This is a genomic window from Stenotrophomonas sp. YJH_SMC_12-1 (genome assembly GCF_059370935.1).
Window position 1 is genome coordinate 390,196 of record NZ_JCAFUD010000003.1, and the last position, 15,613, is coordinate 405,808.

A 15,613-nucleotide genomic window follows, 5' to 3' on the forward strand; every position below is an offset into this window, starting at 1 on the left:
TCTGCAACCCCGAAGGAAGACCCCGATGAAGCTCCAGACAGCCAGCGCCATGCTGCTGCTCGCCGCCAGCGGCGTGGCCAGCGCGCAGCCCTCCGATATCGCCCGCGACCACGACAGCATCCTCGCCATGCAGGGTGAGTACACCGTGGACTTCGCCTTCGACGAGACCGTGCTGCTGAAGCCGGGCTACGAGCGTGCACCGGCGATGCGCAGCGGCGGCAGTGAAGTGGTCATCGTGGTCGAGGACACGCCGAAGCGCATCGTGCTGCAGCACCTGCTGCTGGATGAAAAGAGCGGCCACATCACCAAGCACTGGCGCCAGGACTGGGTGTACGAAGCACCGAACCGTTTCGAGTTCAGCGCCGACCAGACCTGGAAGGTGCGCAGTATTCCGTCGGCGGTGAACCAGGGCGCCTGGACCCAGTGCGTGTACGAAGTGAGCGACGCACCGCGCTACTGCGGCACCGGCACCTGGACCTACACCAACAACGTGCCGAGCTGGACCAGCGATCTGAGCTGGCGCCCGCTGCCGCGCCGTGAGTACACCAAACGCAGCGACTACAACGCGCTGGCCGTGGTCAACCGCCACACGCTCACGCCCAATGGCTGGACCCACGAACAGTTCAACACCAAGGTGCAGCGCAACGCCGATGGCAGCCAGGTGGAGATCGCACGCGAGTTCGGCTTCAACGACTACGTGAAGACCACCGAGGTCGACTTCACCCCGGCGCGCAACTACTGGAAGGCCACCGCCGGTTACTGGGCCAAGGTGCGCCAGCGCTGGGACGGTTTCCTGACCCAGGCCCCGGGCGTGCACCTGAAGACCAGGATCGACGGCATGGCGATGATCATTCCGCTGTTCACCCAGGCCGAAGCGATCCAGGCCGGCAAGAAGGTGAAGGACACGCAGATCGACGACGTGTTCGCCAAGTACGTGGAAAAGGCCCAGTAGATCCACGCCATGCGTGGATGTGCTTGTTCCTTGAACACTGGCAACGCCGTCCTGGGCTCTTGGTAGGTGCCGAGCTTGCTCGGCACGCGCCCCGGTCCGGCGCCGCCTCAGGCCTCACGCAGCGCCAATGCCGGTGGCGTATGCAGGATCGCCCGCGTACCCCACCAGCCCGCCAGCAGGCTCAGCCCGATGCCGACCACGCCGCCGATCAGCAGGCCCGGCCACGGCGGCAGCAATGACAGCTCGAACACCTTCTGCGAGACTGCCACGCCGATGGCGGCTGCCGCGCCCACCGCGAGCAACGCGGCCAGCGTGCCCAGTGCGCCGAACTCCACCAGCACCGCACCGCGCAGCTGGCGCCGGGTCGCGCCCAGCGTGCGCAGCACCGCGCTGTCGTAGCGACGCTCGCCCGCCGTGGCCTGCAGCGCGGCCAGCAGCACCAGCACGCCGGCCAGCAGGCTGAACACCATCACCAGCTGCACCGCCTGTGCCACCCGTTCCATCACATCGCGCACCTGCGAGATCACCGCGTCCACGTCCAGCAGCGACAGGTTGGGCTGCGCGCGCACCAGCTCGCCCAGTCCGGCTGCCTTGCCGGCCGGCAGGTGGAATGCCGACAGCAGGTTGTGCGGTGTATCGCCCACCGCGTTCGGGTTCAGCAGCACGAAGAAGTTCGGCCGGAAGGTGTTCCAGTCGGCCTTGCGCACACTGGTCACGGTGAACTCGCGCTCCTGCTCGCCTACTGCAATGGTGATGCGGTCGCCCGGATACACGCCGTAGCGCTTGGCCCAGCCGATTTCAACCGACGCCTCCAGCGCCGTGCTGTCGGGCGTCCAGAAGGTGCCGTTCATCAGCGTATTGGCCGGCGGGAAGCTGCTGCGCCAGCTGAAGTTCAACGGCCGGTTCTCGTCGTCGTCATCGCGCTGGGCTTCGCCTGACGCCGGCTGCTCGCCCTGGTCCGGCGAGCGATCCACACGCAGCGGCGGCTTGCCGTTGATCGCGATCAGGCGGCCGGTGGCCATCGGTTCGATGCTGGCGTCGTTGGCCCCCAGTCCACGCAGCGCGGCCAGCACGCTGTCGCGCTGTTCGGGCTGGATGTTGATCAGGAAGTAGTTCGGCGTATCCGCAGGCAGTCGCTCGCGCCACTGCTGCAGCAGGCCGGGGCCGGTCACCGCCAGCAGCAACAGCGCGCACAGCGACAGCGACAGCCCGACCAGCTGCATCACCGCCAGCATCCGGCGCCGGGTCAGCGCCGCCAGGCCCAGCCGCCAGTGGCCGTGCAGACGGTGCTGCAGGCCGCGCAGCAGCTGCAGCAGCACGAAACCGACCACGCCGGCCGCCACCGCCAACGCGGCCAGGCCGCCCAGCACCCATAGCGCCAGCTTGAGATCACCGGTCACCTGCACCGCCAGCAGCAGGCTGGCCGCCAGCGCTGCTACGTAGGCCAGCAGCGAGGCCGGCGGCAGGGCGGCGAAAGAGCGATTGAGCACGCGCATCGGCGGCACCCCGCGCAGGCGCAGCAGCGGCGGCAGGCCGAAGCCGAACAGCAGCAACAGGCCGATGCCGGCGCCGGTCAGCGCCGGCATCGCTTCCGGCAGCGGCAGGCGCTGCACCAGGCTGCCTAGTACCTGCACCAGGCCTTCCTGCGCGGCCATGCCCAGGCCGATGCCGAGCGCACAGGCCGGCACCGCCAGCATCAGCAGCTGCAGCGCCAGGCCAAGCAGGATGTCGCGCTGGCGCGCGCCCAGGCAGCGCAGGATCGCCACCTGGTCGATGCGGCGCAGGGCAAAACGGTTGGCCGCCAGCGCGGTCGCCACGCCGGCCAGCAATACCGCCAGCAGCGCGCTCAGGCCGAGGAAGCGCCCGGCAAGATCAAAGGCTTGGCGCACGCCGCGCTGGGTGTCGTCCACGCTCAGCAGGCGAAGGCCTTTCACCTGTGGCAGCAGCCACTGGCGCAACGCGGCAACCTGGTCGGCGGTGCCGGCGAACATCAGCCTGTAGTTGATGCGGCTGCCGGGGCCAAGCAGGCCTGTGCCTTCCACATCGGCGCGGTTGACCAGCAGGGTGGGGGAGAGCGTCAGCAGGTCGCCACCGGTATCCGGTTCGGCCTCGATGATGCCGGCGATGCGCAGCGTGCCAGCGCCGAACTCGAGATCGTCGCCGGCCTTCAGTCCCAGTCCCTGCAACAGGCGCGGGTCGGCATAGGCCTGGCCCTTGGGCGGCGTGCCGGCGTTGGCGATCAGCGCGCCACCGGGCGTGCTGCGCACCCGCAGCGTGCCACGCAGCGGATAGCCCGCCTGCACCGCCTTGATGCTGGCCATCTGGCTGGCATCACCGTTGAACAGCACGCTGCCGAAGCTGGCGATGCGGGTGAAGGCCAGTCCACGCCGCTGCGCCTCGTCGACGAATGCCTGCGGCGGGTCATCGCGCCCGGCGATGCCGAGGTCGCCGCCGAGCATCTCCGCCGCGCTGCCGGTCAGTGCCAGGTTGACCCGGTTCACCAGCGTGCCGACCGCGGTCATCACCGCCACGCCCAGCACCAGTGCGGCGAACACGGTCAGCAGGTCGCCGGCCAGCGCCTCGCGGCGCAGTGCGCGCCACGCGTGCCGCAGCAGGTTCATGCCTGCGCCCCGCGCTCGACCGGCAGCAGGCGGCCGTCGTCGATGCGGTGGATGTACTGGCAACGCTGGGCCAGGCGCAGGTCGTGGGTGACCAGCACCAGGGTGGTGCCGCTGCCGGCGTTGAGTTCGAACAGCAGGTCGCTGATGTGCTGGCCGGTGGCGTGGTCCAGCGAGCCGGTCGGTTCGTCGGCGAACAGGATGCGCGGGCGGGTGACGAACGCACGTGCCAATGCCACGCGTTGCTGCTCGCCGCCCGACAACTGGCGCGGATAGTGGCGGGCGCGATGGGCCAGCCCGACCTGGGCCAGCACTTCATCGACCCGCGCCCGGTCTTCGCGCCCGGCCAGTTCCAGCGGCAGCGCGACATTCTCGGCGGCGGTCAGCGCCGGCAGCAGGTGGAAACTCTGGAACACGAAGCCGACCTCACGCGCGCGCAGCTGGGCGCGGGCCTCCTCGTCCAGCGCCGACAGGTCCTGGCCAGCCAGCGCGATGCGGCCGCGACTGGGCAGGTCCAGCCCGGCCAGCAGGCCGAGCAGGGTGGTCTTGCCGGAACCGGAGGCGCCGACGATGGCCACGCTGGTGCCTTCATGGACCGTCAGGGTGATGTTGTCCAGTATGTGGACTTCACCCTCCGGGCCCTGCACGGACTTGCCGACCTGGTCGACGGCGATGGCGACGGGCGCGCTGCGGGGGGACAGGCTGTCGATGAGGAGACTCCAATGCGCAAGACGGGATGGAGCCGGCGAGCCGGCGCGATGATGGTGCTGCTGCTAGGGTTCCTGCTGTTGCCGGGGCTGGCCTGTGCCAAAGGTCCGGCCGGCACCGTGCTGGTGCTCGGCGACAGCCTCAGTGCTGCCCACAATATCCCTGCCGACGCCGGCTGGGTCAGCCTGCTGCAGCAGCGGGTCAGGCAGCAGTCGAAAACTCCGGCGCGCATCGTCAACGCCAGCATGAGCGGCGAGACCACCGCCGGCGCGCTGACCCGCCTGCCGGCCCTGCTGGCGAAGGAAAAGCCGACCGTGGTAGTGATCGCCCTTGGCGGCAACGACGCACTGCGCGGGCTGACCCCGGCGCAGGTGCAGGGCAACCTGGGAAAGATGGTGCAGGCCAGCCAGAAGGCCGGCGCGAAGGTGCTGCTGCTGGGCATTGACGTGCCGCCCAACTACGGGCCGGCCTATCGCCAGCGCCTGGCGGCGGCCTACAGGGCGCTGGCCACGCAGTACAAGGTGCCGCTGCTGCCCTTCCTGCTGGAGGGGGTGGCCCTGCAGCCGGGCATGATGCAGGCCGACGGCCTGCACCCGACCGCACAGGCGCAGCCAAAGGTGCTGGACAACGTCTGGCCGCTGCTGAGGCCGCTGCTCTGAACCGTTTGTTTACCTCTTGACGGAACTTCACATCGCGTCCACCGTCGATCCGGCATGTTTCACAAAGCTGAAGTTAGAGGGAATCACATGCGTCAGACGAAGGAGACCTCCGGCTTGGTGCTGGTGGTCGAAGACAACCGCAACATCTCCGAGATGATCGGGGAATACCTGGAAGGTCGCGGCTTCGAAGTCGACTATGCACAGGACGGCCTGGATGGCTACCGCCTTGCGGCGGAGAACAGCTATGACGTCGTGGTGCTCGACTTGATGTTGCCGCGCCTGGATGGCATCGAAGTGTGCCGTCGCCTGCGCAATGATGCGCGCAAGTCCACCCCGGTGCTGATGCTCACGGCACGCGACACGCTGGACGACAAGCTCACCGGCCTGGGTTTCGGTGCCGATGACTACCTGACCAAGCCGTTCGCGATCCAGGAGCTGGAAGCCCGCCTGCGCGCGCTGATCCGTCGCGAACGTCGCCAGGTCGGTTCGGAAGTGCTGAAGGTGGCCGACTTGGTGCTCGATCCGGTCAGCATGCGTGCGACCCGTGCCGGCACCGAGCTGCAGCTTTCGCCGATCGGCCTGCGCCTGCTGACCATCCTGATGCGCGAATCGCCGCGCGTGGTCACCCGCCAGGAGATCGAGCGCGAGATCTGGGGCAATGGCCTGCCGGATTCGGACACCCTGCGCAGCCACCTGTACAACCTGCGCAAGATCATCGACAAGCCGTTCGACCGTCCGCTGCTGCACACCGTGCAGAGTGCCGGCTACCGCATTGCCGACATCGCCCAGCCGATGGCCTGAGCAGGATACCCGCCGGTGCAGCAGCAGGCCCGGCCGGGTTGTGGCCACGTACGAGGGCAGGGCATGACCGGCCGGCGTTGCCGCCGGTCATCGCCCATGCACCCGCACGGCGTGGCGCGCTGCCTATAATCGCAGCGCTCTGACCGGGACTCCGCAATGCCGCACGGCCTGCCGCGCAAGATCCGTATCGCCTTCATCCTGCAGGCAGTGCTGGCCAGCCTGGGTATCCTGCTGGGTGCGTGGCTGGTCTCGCTGGTGATCAAGCACAGCCTGGTGGGCGCTGCCCTGCGCGAGGAGGCGGCGTACTACTGGACGCTGCACGAAGCGTCCCCGGTGCAGCCACCGCCCAATACCCAGAACATCCGCGGCTACCTGCTGGAAAGCGGGCAGTCGGCACTGTCGTTGCCGGCCAACCTGCGCAATCTGGAGCCCGGCTTCCACGAACTGCCCAAGGACGACCAGCTGGTGCTGGTTGATGTGCGCCCGGCTGGCCGCCTGTACCTGGTGTTCCTGCGCTCGCGCGCAGAGATGCTGGCGTTCTGGTTCGGCATCGTGCCGGTGCTGCTGACCCTGCTGGCGGTGTATGGCGCCAGCTGGGTGACCTACCGCGCGTCCAAGCGCCTGGTGTCGCCGGTGAACTGGCTGGCTCGACGCGTCTCGCGCTGGGACCCGGGGCATCCGGAAGCGGCCGACCTGGAGCCCAACAAGCTGCCGGCGGACATGCAGGGCGAGACCCGGCAGCTGGCGGCCGCGTTGCACTCGCTGGCCAACCGGGTCAGCGCGCACGTGGCTCGCGAGCGCAACTTCACCCGCGATGCCAGCCATGAACTGCGCACGCCGCTGACCGTCATCCGCGTTGCCAGCGACATGGCACTGGGTGATGAAAGCCTGCAGCCGCGCCTGCGCCGCAGCCTGCAGCGCATCCAGCGGGCTGGCCGCGACATGGAAGCGGTGATCGATGCGTTCCTGATCCTGGCCCGCGAGGCAGACGTCGAACCGCAGATCGAGCTGTTCGACGTCAACGACATCGTCCGCTATGAAGTGGACAACGCCAACGAACTGCTGGGGGCTCGCCCGGTGTCGGTGCACCTGCACAGCGATGGCCCGGTGCAGCTGCATGCGCCGCCGCGGGTGCTGCAGGTGGTGGTCAGCAACCTGGTGCGCAATGCATGCAGCTACACCGACGAGGGGCGCATCGACGTGCATGTGCACAACGATCGGGTGGTGGTGCACGATACCGGCATCGGCATGTCCCCCGAAGCGCTGTCACGGGCGTTCGAGCCGTTCTATCGCGCCGAACCCAGCCGGCCGCAGGGTACCGGCCTGGGCCTGTCGATCGTACGCAGGCTGTGTGATCGCTTCGGCTGGAAGGTCAGCCTGGCCAGCGAGCCGGGCCAGGGCACCGAAGCGACGGTGGTGTTCCGCTGACCGGGCGCCTGCTGCCTTGGTAGTTGCCGACCTTGGTCGGCGCTTTCAGCAGGATTCACGCCGGTGTCCCATGCCAACCAAGGTTGGCATCTACCGGAGCGCGTGCGTGGCGCCCTCCGGCGCACGTCCGCCTCAGTTGCAGTTGACCTTCGGCGCCAGCGCCTTGGTCCAGATGTCATAGCCGGCCGGGGTCATGTGCAGCATGTCCTCGCGGAACAGCGTTGCATCCGGCTGGCCATCCGCGCCCAGCATCGGCGTGTAGATATCGGTGAAGCCGGTGTTGGGCAGCTTGGCCAGCGCGGCCTTGATCAGCGTGTTGGCCTCGTTGATCGCCGGCAGCAGGTGCGCACGCGACGGGCTCGGCTTGATCGACAGGTACTCGACCTTGGTCTTCGGCAGGTCGCGATGCACGCGCTGCACGAAGGCGACCACGTCGTCGCGCACCTGGGTCGGGGTGCGGCCGCTGTTGAGGTCGTTGTCACCGGCGTAGAAGAACACCTTGCACGGCGCATACGGCACTACGATCTGGCCGGCATACCAGGTGCTGTCACGCACTTCCGAGCCGCCGAAACCGCGGTTGAATACAGGCTGGCCGGGGAAGTCGGTGGCCAGGCTCTCCCAGAAGCGGATGGAGGAGCTGCCGATGAATTCGATGCCACCGCGGGGCGGCGGGTTGGCCTGGTCGGCGCTGGCGAACCGGGCCATGTCGCCGGCCCAGGCCACGTTGGAGACCTGTTCGGGTACCCGGGGCGACGTGGTCGGGCCCAGGGCCTGGGCCAGCGGTGCGGCGGTCAGCAGGCCCAGCATCAGCAGGCAGGTACGGCGACGGGACATCAGGCGCTCCAGCAGGGAAGGGAACGTCATCATAGAAGCTGGGGCGGGCCGGGGCTTGCCCCTGGCGGTCCATTCACCGGGCCGGAGCCGGGATGCGGCTGGTGGCCTTGTGGCAAAATGGCGGCCATCTGCCTATTCCTGTGCGCCCATGATTCCCTGCCGTGCGTCTGAGCGGTCGCTGCGCCGCGCCCCTGTTGCTGGATGTTCCACCCGTGGCTGATCAGTTTGGCCATCTGCCCCGCGGCCCGCGCCGCATCTTCCAGGCCGCCCGCTGGTCCTGGCAGGGCCTGCGCGCCGCCTGGCTGCACGAATCGTCGTTCCGGCTGGAGGTCTACCTGCTGATCCTGCTGGCGCCGGTCGCGGTCTGGCTGGGTCAGACGCCGGTCGAGCGTGCGCTGATGATCGGTTCGATGCTGCTGGTGCTGGCGATGGAACTGGCCAACTCGGCGATCGAGGCGGTGATCGAACGTTACGGCAGCGAAATCCACGAGTTGGCTGGCCGCGCCAAGGACATGGGCTCGGCGGCGGTGTTCGTGCTGATGATGAACGTGCTGTTGTGCTGGGCCCTGGTCGTGGTTCCACACGCGCTGGCCGGCAGCTACGGCTGAAACCCCATTCCCCCACTGCCTTGAAGAGATTCCATGTCCTTTGAGTTCCTCGCCGACCCCAATGCCTGGGTAACCCTGTTCACGCTCAGCGCGCTGGAAATCGTGCTCGGCATTGACAACCTGGTGTTCATTTCCATCGCGGTCAGCAAGCTGCCGGAAGAACGTCGCCCGTTCGCACGCAAGCTCGGTATCGCCGTGGCCTGCATCACCCGTATCGGTCTGCTGGTGTCGCTGGCGTATCTGGCGCACATGGCGGCCAACCTGTTCACGGTGGCCGGAATGGGCATCTCCATCCGTGACCTGGTGCTGATCGTCGGTGGCCTGTTCCTGATCATCAAGGGCTGCATGGAGATCAAGGAACTGATCAGCGGCGGCGAGGATGAAGATCCGAGCACCACCAAGGCCTCGGCCGTGTTCGGCTACGTGATCGCGCAGATCGCGGTGATCGACATCGTGTTCTCGCTGGACTCGGTGATCACCGCGGTTGGCATCGCCGACCACATCCCGGTCATGGTCGCCGCCATCCTGCTGTCGGTGTTGGTGATGCTGCTGGCCGCCAACCCGCTGGGCCGCTTCATCGATGCCAACCCGACCGTGAAGATGCTGGCGCTGGCCTTCATTCTGATGATCGGTGCGGTGCTGATCCTGGACGGCCTGGACGTGCACGTGCCCAAGCCCTACATCTACGCCGCGATGGGCTTCTCGGTGCTGGTGGAATGGCTGAACCTGCTGATGCGCCGTCGCGCCCGCGAGCACAACGTGCCGGGCGCCGGCAACTGGTAAGCGCCTCTGGCATGTAAGTCCCTCAGAACCCCCGGCCCGGCCGGGGGTTCTGCGTTTGTGGGGGCACGGCTCTGCTACGGCGCTGCGGTTTTTGCACTTGTAGCGGGTTTCCGTGCTCCACTTGTGAACCAGAATCAACAGTGTTTTCCCGGGGCGAGGCTTAATCCGGCACAGCAAAGCGCGCAGGCTACGCACTCCCGAATCCCTCCCCCAGGCCCCCCCCATGAATTCCAGAGCCGCCTTGCTGGCGCTTGCCGTCGGCGCCTTCGCCATCGGAACCACCGAGTTTGCGCCGATGGGCCTGCTGCCGGTCATCGCCGACGGCGTGGGCGTGGGCATTCCCACTGCCGGCATGCTGATCACCGCTTACGCCGTGGGCGTGATGCTGGGCGCACCGGTGATGACCCTGCTGATGGGGCGTTTCGGCCAGCGCACCGCGCTGATGCTGCTGATGTCGATCTTCGTGGTTGGCAACCTGCTCTCGGCACTGGCCCCGAACTACGGCCTGCTGTTGCTGTCGCGCCTGGTCACCAGCCTCAACCACGGTGCCTTCTTCGGCATCGGTGCGGTGGTTGCCGCCAGCCTGGTGCCGAAGGACAAGCAGGCCGCCGCGGTGGCCACCATGTTCATGGGCCTGACCATCGCCAATATCGGCGGCGTGCCGCTGGCGACCTGGGTGGGCCAGCAACTGGGCTGGCGCCTGTCCTTCGCCGGTACTGCGGCGCTGAGCCTGATCGCGATCACTGCGTTGGGCTTCGCGCTGCCGGCGTCCGCGCCGGGACCGCGCCCGGACGTGCGCCGCGAACTGAAGGCGATCCTGCAGCCGCAGGTGCTGCTGGCGATGGCGACCACCGTGCTGGGCGCCGGTGCGATGTTCACCCTCTATACCTACGTCGCACCGGTGCTGACCGAATTGACCGGCGCCTCCAATGCCTTCATCGCGATGTCGCTGGCACTGATCGGCATCGGCTTCACCTTCGGCAATGGCATCGGCGGGCGCATGGCCGACTGGTCGCTCGATGGCGCCACCCGTATCCTGCTGGCTGCCCTGGCGGTGCTGATGTTCGTGCTGCCGCTGGCTTTCATGAGCCACGCCACCGCGGCGCTGGGTGTACTGCTGTTCGGCGCGGCGACCTTCGCCATCGTGCCACCGCTGCAGATCCGGGTGATGCAGGTGGCCAGCGAGGCGCCGGGCCTGGCGTCGTCGATCAACGTGGGTGCGTTCAACCTGGGCAATGCGGTGGGTGCCGCGCTGGGGGGCGCGGTGATCAGCTCGGGTTTGGGTTACGCGGCGATTCCGGTGGCCGGTGGCCTGCTGGCGGCATTGGGGCTGCTGCTGGCGTGGCTGGGGCGGACGCGCGCTGCGGTGGCCGAGGCCTGCTGAGGGGAGAGGGTTTCCGGCAGGGCTTGCAGCCCTGCACCCGCTGCAATCAACGTCAACGTCAAAAGCTGGTTATCCGTGGGGTGGCGGGGTGGGTCCGGTGGCGGGGGACGCCGTAAACCCGTCCCTGGGGGCTTGGCCGCGGCATTCATGCCGCGGACACCCCCGCCACCGGACCCACCCCGTCTTCGACAATTTCCCGCGATCTGTCGGCACGGCGTTCCGCTCTGGTAGGTGTCGACCTTGGTCGACACGAATGCCTGAAGAACCGCGTTTTGCTTTTGATTTTTCTTTTGATCTCCCCGCGGTGCCCAGGAAATTGTCCGTGGCCGGGAGGGTGGGTTGGCTGGGGGCGTGAGCCGCATGGATGCGGCGATCGAGCTTACATGGACGTACTTGCAGCGCCCCCCAGCCAACCCACCCTCCCGGCCGACCCCGATAACGCTTCCTCGCCAACACCGCGGAGGGGGCGGCGCCCGATGGCCGGTCTTTCACCCGAACCGTGGCATGCTCGGTGCCCAGTCCACCCGGAACCTCCGCCATGCGCCTGTTCACCCGTGTCCTGCCCCTGATGCTGCTGGCCTCCCTGCTGTCCGGCTGCGGCTACAACGTCATCCAGCAGAAGGATGAAGCGGTCAAGGCCAGCTGGTCCGAAGTGCTCAACCAGTACAAGCGCCGCGCCGATCTGGTGCCCAACCTGGTGCAGACCGTGAAGGGCTTTGCCAGCCAGGAAGAGCGCGTGCTGACCGAAGTCACCAACGCCCGCTCGCGTGTCGGCCAGATCAACGTCAACGCCGACGACGAAGCCTCGCTCAAGCAGTTCCAGCAGGCCCAGGGTGAACTCGGCAGCGCACTGTCGCGGCTGCTGGTGGTCACCGAGAATTACCCGGTGCTGAAGTCGGACCAGAACTTCCGCGACCTGCAGGCCCAGCTGGAAGGCACTGAAAACCGCATCACCGTCGCCCGCGGCCGCTACATCCAGCAGGTGCAGGACTACAACACCTACATCCGCTCGTTCCCGCAGGTGATCACCGCCAAGATCTTCGGCTACAAGACCAAGCCGAACTTCACCGTGGAAAACGAAGCGCAGATCTCCAACGCGCCGGCGGTCGATTTCGGCAGCGCGCCGCAGCAGCAGCCGGCACCGCAGCCGGGGCACTGATCGATGCGCCTGGCCACTGCGCTGCTGGCCCTGCTGCTGTGGCTGCCGCTGGCTTCGCATGCACAGCAGCTCGCTCCGATTCCGGCGCTGGATTCGCCGGTGGTCGATACCACCGGCACGCTGGACGCCACGCAGAAGCAGGCGCTGGTACAGCAGGCGCTGGACCTTCAGCAGCGCAAGGGCAGCCAGCTGCAGGTGCTGGTGGTGCCCACCACCCAGCCGGAGGACATCGCGCAGTACACCACGCGGGTCTTCGACCAATGGCAGATCGGCCGCAAGGGCGTGGACGACGGGGTGCTGCTGGTGGTGGCCAAGGACGACCGGCGCGTGCGCATTGAACCCGGTTATGGTCTGGAGGGAGCGATTCCCGATGCCATCGCCAACCGGGTCATCCAGGAGTACCTGGTGCCGCGCTTCCGCAGCGGCGACTACGCCGGTGGCATCACCGACGCCACGGCGGTGCTGGTCAAGCTGATCGACGGGGAAGCGCTGCCGGCGCCGGTCAGCGGCCATCGCGGGCGTGAGCCCAGCGGTGGTGGCGATACCTGGTTCCTGGCGCTGTTCATCGGTGTGTTCGCCGGCAGCATCCTGCGCGGCGTGTTCTCGCGCGTGCCGCGACCGCTGCGCGGCCTGCTCGGCGGTGCCGGTGCGGCGCTGGCGGCATTCCTGTTCACCTCCACACTACTCGCCAGTGGCCTGGCTGGCGTCGTGGGCCTGATTGTTGCCATGCTCTCCGGTCACCCGGGCCGCTTTGCCGGTGGCGGTGGCTGGGGCGGTGGCAGCTGGGGCGACGGAGGCGGCTTCGGCGGGGGCGGTGGATTCGGCGGCGGCGGCGGTTGGGGCGGCGGCGGTGGCCGCTCCGGCGGTGGTGGTGCTTCGGGGGGCTGGTGATGATCCAACGACTGTGTCGTCATGTATTTTCGCCGTCGGTACGGCGCGCGTTCCCGCCGGCCACGCTGCAGGCGATCACCGAGGCCATCGCAGCCGGTGAGCAGCGCCACGGGGGCCAGGTGATGTTCGCGGTGGAAGCGGACCTGCCGCTGGCCGCGCTGTGGCACAAGGTCACCCCGCGCCAGGCCGCCGAACATGCCTTCGCGCGCCTGCGCACCTGGGATACCACCCACAACAACGGTGTGCTGATCTACCTGCTGCTGGCCGACCACGCCATCGAGATCGTCGCCGACCGTGGCCTGCAGGGCCGGGTCAGCCCGGCACAATGGCAGCGGGTCTGCACCCACCTGCGCGAGGGCCTGCGTGGCTCCAATCCGGTGGAAGCGCTGCAGGATGCCATCGACGAGGTCTCCAGCCTGATCGAAGGGCACTTTCCGGCCTCGACCCGGTCGAACGATGACGCGTTGCCGAACTCGCCCCAGCTCCTTGGTTGAGCCGGGGCGGCACTGGCCCGAGAATAGGCGTTCAACCGCAAGGCACCTTCCATGATCTATTTCCACGACATCGACCCCATCGCCCTCTCGCTGGGGCCGATCAAGGTGCATTGGTACGGCATCATGTACCTGCTGGGCTTCACCGCCGCCTGGCTGCTGGGACGCAAGCGCATCGCCGCCGGCCGCCTGCCGGGCGTCGACGCCAATGGTTTCTCCGACCTGCTGTTCTACGCCATGCTCGGCGTTGTGCTGGGCGGGCGCATCGGCTACATGCTGTTCTACGCGCTGGGCGATTTCCTGCACAACCCGCTGCTGCTGTTCAAGGTGTGGGATGGCGGCATGAGTTTCCACGGCGGCCTGCTGGGCGTGCTGGGCGCCTGCTGGTGGTGGTCGCGCAAGCACAAGCTGCATTTCTTCGACACCATGGATTTCATGGCGCCGCTGGTGCCGCTGGGCCTGGGCTTCGGCCGCATCGGCAACTTCATCGGCGCCGAGCTGTGGGGCAAGTACACCGACGGCACGTGGGGCGTGGTGTTCCCGTCCGGCCTGCCGGCGCCGCTGAACCAGCTGGACCACGCGACCCTGCAGGCGCAGTTCGCCACCGGCGCGCTGAATCAGTTCGCGCGCCATCCGTCGCAGCTGTATGAAGCGTTGCTGGAAGGCCTGGTGATGTTCGTGGTGCTGTGGGCCGTGTCGGCCAAGCCGCGTCACCGTTACCTGGTGGGCGGCCTGTTCGCGCTGATGTACGGCCTGTTCCGCTTCGCGGTGGAGTTCGTGCGCATGCCCGACAACGGCGTCTACGTGGCCTTCGACTGGCTGACCCGTGGCCAGATCCTCAGCCTGCCGCTGATTGCCTTCGGCCTGGTGCTGCTGGTGATGTCGCGCCGTGCGCCGGTACTGCAGCCGCAGCTGCCGGTGGCTGCCGGGGGCAAGGCATGAAGGCTTACCTGGACCTGCTCTCGCATGTGCTCGAGCACGGCGCCGAGAAGAGCGACCGCACCGGCACCGGTACCCGCAGCGTGTTCGGCTGGCAGATGCGTTTCAACCTGGCCGACGGCTTCCCGCTGGTCACTACCAAGAAGCTGCACCTGCGCTCGATCATCCACGAGCTGCTGTGGTTCCTGAAGGGCGACACCAACATCGGCTACCTGAAGGACAACCAGGTGCGGATCTGGGACGAGTGGGCCGACGAGAACGGCGATCTCGGCCCGGTGTACGGCAAGCAGTGGCGCAGCTGGGCCACCGCCGATGGCCGTGAGATCGATCAGATGCAGTGGCTGGTCGACGAGATCAAGCGCAACCCCGATTCGCGGCGGCTGGTGGTCAGCGCCTGGAACGTGGGCGAGCTTTCGCAGATGGCGCTGATGCCGTGCCACAACCTGTTCCAGTTCTACGTGGTGGACGGCAAGCTCAGCTGCCAGCTGTACCAGCGCAGCGGCGACATCTTCCTCGGCGTGCCGTTCAACATCGCCAGCTACGCGCTGCTGACCCACATGGTGGCGCAGGCCACCGGCCTGGGCGTGGGCGATTTCGTGCATACGCTGGGCGACGCGCACCTGTATTCGAACCACTTCGAGCAGGCGCGCGAGCAGCTGTCGCGTGAACCGCGCGCGCTGCCCAAGCTGTGGTTGAACCCGGAGGTGACCGATCTGTTCGGCTTCCAGTTCGACGACATCCGCATCGACGGTTACGATCCGCACCCGGCGATCAAGGCGCCGGTGGCGGTATGAGCGCGATGAAGCTGTCGATGATCGTGGCGCTGGACCGCAACCGTGGCATCGGCCAGGGCAATGCCATGCCCTGGCACCTGCCGGATGACTTCAAGCACTTCAAGGCGCTCACCCTGGGCAAGCCGATCCTGATGGGGCGCAAGACGGCCGAGTCGATCGGCCGCGTGCTGCCGGGGCGGACCAACCTGGTGCTGACCCGCAGCGGCCAGGTGCCGTTCGAGGGCATGCGTGCGGTGGCGTCGCTGGACGAGGCGAAGGCGATTGCCGAAGGCGAGGGCGCCAGCGAGCTGTGCATCATCGGCGGCGGCGAGATCTTCCACCAGCTGCTGGACCAGGCCAGTGACCTGTACCTGACCTGGGTGGATGCCGAAATCCCCGCTGATACCCATTTCCCCGAAGTCGACATGCAGGACTGGCGGGAAGTGAGCAGCGAGCCGCACCCGGCCGACGAACGCCATGCCTACGCGTTCCGCTTCGCGCACCACGTGCGCCGCTGATCGCGCAAATACCAAGGAAAACACCGACGGGGATGTCGACGGGGTAGAGTCGACTGTTGGTCGACTG

The 15,613-nt window shown here is 67.6% G+C and carries 16 protein-coding genes; 13 read left to right on the top strand and 3 right to left on the bottom strand.

What is annotated here, in order from left to right; all coding sequences use genetic code 11:
• Positions 1-25: 25 nt before the first annotated feature.
• Complete coding sequence (locus AC5P8Y_RS07875) at positions 26-952, top strand: DUF6607 family protein (protein ID WP_049402348.1); 927 nt, start codon at positions 26-28, stop codon at positions 950-952.
• Positions 953-1,059: 107 nt separating this feature from the next.
• On the opposite strand, the gene AC5P8Y_RS07880 is transcribed toward AC5P8Y_RS07875, so the two are convergent.
• Positions 1,060-3,573 (bottom strand): ABC transporter permease, encoded by a 2,514-nt coding sequence (locus AC5P8Y_RS07880; protein ID WP_288469722.1) that lies wholly within the window; start codon positions 3,571-3,573, stop codon positions 1,060-1,062.
• Positions 3,570-4,217 carry an ABC transporter ATP-binding protein gene (locus tag AC5P8Y_RS07885; protein ID WP_005408121.1) on the bottom strand — a complete coding sequence of 216 codons (648 nt, stop codon included), beginning with the start codon at positions 4,215-4,217 and terminating at the stop codon, positions 3,570-3,572. Before AC5P8Y_RS07885 ends, AC5P8Y_RS07880 begins: the two co-directional genes overlap by 4 nt.
• Positions 4,218-4,292: 75 nt before the next feature.
• Here AC5P8Y_RS07885 and AC5P8Y_RS07890 point away from each other — a divergent pair, with 75 nt between their 5' ends.
• From AC5P8Y_RS07890 to AC5P8Y_RS07900, 3 genes are all read left to right on the top strand, one after another.
• Positions 4,293-4,937, top strand: a complete 645-nt coding sequence (locus tag AC5P8Y_RS07890; protein ID WP_012479183.1) for an arylesterase — start codon at positions 4,293-4,295, stop codon at positions 4,935-4,937.
• An 87-nt stretch (positions 4,938-5,024) separates the two neighbouring features.
• Entirely contained in the window at positions 5,025-5,738 is a 714-nt protein-coding gene (locus AC5P8Y_RS07895) for a response regulator transcription factor (protein ID WP_002811889.1), read from the top strand.
• Positions 5,739-5,894: 156 nt separating this feature from the next.
• Positions 5,895-7,166 carry a sensor histidine kinase gene (locus AC5P8Y_RS07900; RefSeq protein WP_005408124.1) on the top strand — a complete coding sequence of 424 codons (1,272 nt, stop codon included), beginning with the start codon at positions 5,895-5,897 and terminating at the stop codon, positions 7,164-7,166.
• 132 nt (positions 7,167-7,298) lie between these two features.
• On the opposite strand, the gene AC5P8Y_RS07905 is transcribed toward AC5P8Y_RS07900, so the two are convergent.
• A complete protein-coding gene (locus tag AC5P8Y_RS07905) occupies positions 7,299-8,000 on the bottom strand; it encodes an SGNH/GDSL hydrolase family protein (RefSeq protein WP_111173366.1) in 702 nt (233 codons plus the stop codon).
• A 212-nt stretch (positions 8,001-8,212) separates the two neighbouring features.
• Between AC5P8Y_RS07905 and AC5P8Y_RS07910 the strand changes: the two genes are divergently transcribed.
• The 9 genes from AC5P8Y_RS07910 to AC5P8Y_RS07950 all read left to right on the top strand — a co-directional run bounded on the left by AC5P8Y_RS07910 (position 8,213) and on the right by AC5P8Y_RS07950 (position 15,546).
• Entirely contained in the window at positions 8,213-8,608 is a 396-nt protein-coding gene (locus tag AC5P8Y_RS07910; protein WP_005408126.1) for a diacylglycerol kinase, read from the top strand.
• 33 nt (positions 8,609-8,641) lie between these two features.
• Positions 8,642-9,391 (top strand): TerC family protein, encoded by a 750-nt coding sequence (locus tag AC5P8Y_RS07915; protein ID WP_005408127.1) that lies wholly within the window; start codon positions 8,642-8,644, stop codon positions 9,389-9,391.
• Positions 9,392-9,614: 223 nt separating this feature from the next.
• Positions 9,615-10,775 carry an MFS transporter gene (locus tag AC5P8Y_RS07920; RefSeq protein ID WP_288469724.1) on the top strand — a complete coding sequence of 387 codons (1,161 nt, stop codon included), beginning with the start codon at positions 9,615-9,617 and terminating at the stop codon, positions 10,773-10,775.
• Between the two features lie 538 nt (positions 10,776-11,313).
• Positions 11,314-11,934, top strand: coding sequence for a LemA family protein (locus tag AC5P8Y_RS07925; RefSeq protein WP_049402184.1), 621 nt, complete (start codon positions 11,314-11,316; stop codon positions 11,932-11,934).
• Between the two features lie 3 nt (positions 11,935-11,937).
• Positions 11,938-12,825 carry a TPM domain-containing protein gene (locus AC5P8Y_RS07930; RefSeq protein WP_288418435.1) on the top strand — a complete coding sequence of 296 codons (888 nt, stop codon included), beginning with the start codon at positions 11,938-11,940 and terminating at the stop codon, positions 12,823-12,825.
• Positions 12,825-13,319, top strand: coding sequence for a TPM domain-containing protein (locus tag AC5P8Y_RS07935; RefSeq protein WP_033834745.1), 495 nt, complete (start codon positions 12,825-12,827; stop codon positions 13,317-13,319). The genes AC5P8Y_RS07930 and AC5P8Y_RS07935 overlap by 1 nt, the downstream gene beginning before the upstream one ends.
• A gap of 51 nt (positions 13,320-13,370) precedes the next feature.
• The gene (lgt, locus tag AC5P8Y_RS07940; RefSeq protein WP_005412292.1) at positions 13,371-14,258 is read left to right on the top strand and encodes a prolipoprotein diacylglyceryl transferase; all 888 of its coding nucleotides are present in this window, start codon (positions 13,371-13,373) and stop codon (positions 14,256-14,258) included.
• Positions 14,255-15,049: a thymidylate synthase gene (locus AC5P8Y_RS07945; RefSeq protein ID WP_012479193.1), complete on the top strand. Its 795-nt coding sequence runs from the start codon at positions 14,255-14,257 to the stop codon at positions 15,047-15,049. The genes lgt and AC5P8Y_RS07945 overlap by 4 nt, the downstream gene beginning before the upstream one ends.
• 5 nt (positions 15,050-15,054) lie before the next feature.
• Positions 15,055-15,546 (top strand): dihydrofolate reductase, encoded by a 492-nt coding sequence (locus tag AC5P8Y_RS07950; RefSeq protein ID WP_111109099.1) that lies wholly within the window; start codon positions 15,055-15,057, stop codon positions 15,544-15,546.
• Positions 15,547-15,613: the final 67 nt, after the last annotated feature.